A 2,164-nucleotide genomic window follows, 5' to 3' on the forward strand; every position below is an offset into this window, starting at 1 on the left:
TGTCGGATAGACGACACCTGTTACCAAGTGTCGCCCTCCTAAGAACCGTACGTGCAACTTTCACTGCATACGGCTCAAGCCTTCACGAAGGCACCTAATTGGTACCCAGCAACTTATAAAGCAGCGAGATTAGGTTCATTCCAAGAGTTGCGGCATTGCCTCTTTGCTTTTCTCTTTGCCAAGTATTCTTGGTATAAAGGATCAAAAGGCGTAGCTTCACTCCTGATTTTCACATGTCTCTCTATTGGCACCTTAGCTATTTGAAATAGATTAAACTGACAATCTATATTCATGCTCTTCTGCCAACCGTGAAATTGCCATTGGCCTCGACGGTTGATAAAGTACTTCATGGCGATCCAAGTTTTTGATTTTGTTGGATGACGCCTTTTAGCCCAATGCCATAACGCTAGAAATAGTTTGTGGCTCACATATCCGAATACTTGTTTGGCAACGCAATGGCGATAGTAATTCGACCAACCCCTGAGTTTCGGATTTATCAACTTGATTAGATCGTTAATGGGGGTGGTTGCGTGCTTTTTAGTGAGTTCGCGCAAGTTACTCAGAAATATTAACGTGTTAGATTTACTCGGTTTAATGAGCAGCTTTCCTTTGTACTTCCTATGGTTAAAGCCTAGGAAGTCAAAACCACGGCTAATGTGAGTAATGTGCGTTTTCTCTTCGGAGAGCGTTAAGCCTCTGTGTGCTAAGAAGTCAGTAATCAACGGTTTGATATCGTTCTCCAGCACGTTCTTTGAAGTGCAAGTGACGACGAAATCATCAGCGTATCCTATAAAGTTGGCTCTCGCCCCATTTTTAAGTGCGGTGGACTTTATGCGTTGCTCAAGACCTGCAAGAGTCATCAGCATCAAGGTTGGAGATATGATCCCGCCTTGTGGTGTTCCCTCGTCAGTGCGATAGAACAGCCCTTTGTCCATAAAACCAGACTTTAACCATTGTTCCAACATTCGTTTATCTACAGCTATATTATTCATAAGCCATTGATGCCCAATCTTGTCGAAACAGGCTTTGATATCTCCCTCAAGAACCCATTGCGCGGATTGCTTTTTACTCAAACAGAGAAAACACTGAGCAATAGCATCAGCAGTGCTTCTATTGCGCCGAAAGCCGTAGCTATTTGGGTCAGCAAGTGTTTCTGACACAGGCTCTAGTGCAAGAAGATGAAGCGCTTGTAGCGCTCTATCGACCATGCACGGGATACCCAAAGGTCTGAGCTTGCCGTTTTTCTTAGGGATGTAGATACGCTTGAGCGGTTTGGCTTGATAAGCCTTTCTGCTCAATTGATTGACTGCTTTCATGCGGCGCGTATCCGTATTCCAGATGACGCCGTCTATTCCGGGCGTTTTACTGCCTTTGTTTTGTGATACTCGCTTAACAGCAAGAAGTCTTGCCGAATGCGAGTGAGTCAGTATCCACTGCAACGCTTTCGCTTTGCCGTGTTTACTTTCTCTTGTTGCTTTTGCAATACGCATCTGAAGCTTTAAAACGTGTGACTCAACAGTTTTCCAATTTATGGATTGCCATTGAGCACTGTCAGGAGAGGCACTAATCTCTTTTGAAATCATCATTTGCGTTTCTCCTTGAATAAAGTTCTTCAAATTCTCTTGCAACGGAAGACCAGTCGGAAGTCAGCTCACTTTCGTGCCAGACAGACGTCTGTATCTGCATCATTACAATCCAGCCTTTGCTTTCTCCAACATCCTCTACCTGCATCACTATCGGCTATATAAGCTTTCCCAAAGGGAGTGATACAGGCTTACCGTGTTCCGTATGTTGCGCAATGTCAGGTTAGATGCCCGCTATAGTGCGGAGAGTTCAGTGATCACGAAAGAGCATGGGGCAATCTCTTTCCGACTCTCGCGCCTTTTGGCTACAGCGTATTAACCACTTCCGCTGTTTCATCGTATAACGCACCTTACGCGGATTCACTTATGTTCATCATACTGACTGCCTAGCACTCACCCGATTTGTGGTTATCAGGAGGATCGTCCTCTCACGATTAAGATCCCGATTGGCGCATACCAACCTTCGTTACATTGTCAGAGCCGCTACTTTATTCAGGCTCCTAGGATCATCTGGTGATACAGATGGTTCACTCATTAAGCGGTGAACAGCGCTTCATACGACTTCACGTCGCACGCCCCAA

1 protein-coding gene is annotated in these 2,164 nt (G+C 45.2%); it reads right to left on the reverse strand.

What is annotated here, in order from left to right; translation table 11 throughout:
- Positions 1-113: 113 nt before the first annotated feature.
- Positions 114-1,586 (reverse strand): group II intron reverse transcriptase/maturase, encoded by a 1,473-nt coding sequence (ltrA, locus tag QL229_RS20490; protein WP_281547363.1) that lies wholly within the window; start codon positions 1,584-1,586, stop codon positions 114-116.
- Between the last annotated feature and the right edge of the window lie 578 nt (positions 1,587-2,164).

The sequence above is a fragment of the Pseudoalteromonas sp. PAR1 genome, from assembly GCF_947311895.1.
Lineage (GTDB): Bacteria > Pseudomonadota > Gammaproteobacteria > Enterobacterales > Alteromonadaceae > Pseudoalteromonas > Pseudoalteromonas lipolytica_C.

Bases quoted from the DNA above. Each gene is read 5' to 3' on its own strand.
- ltrA (WP_281547363.1), bottom strand. From the start codon at position 1,586: ATGATGATTTCAAAAGAGATTAGTGCCTCTCCTGACAGTGCTCAATGG.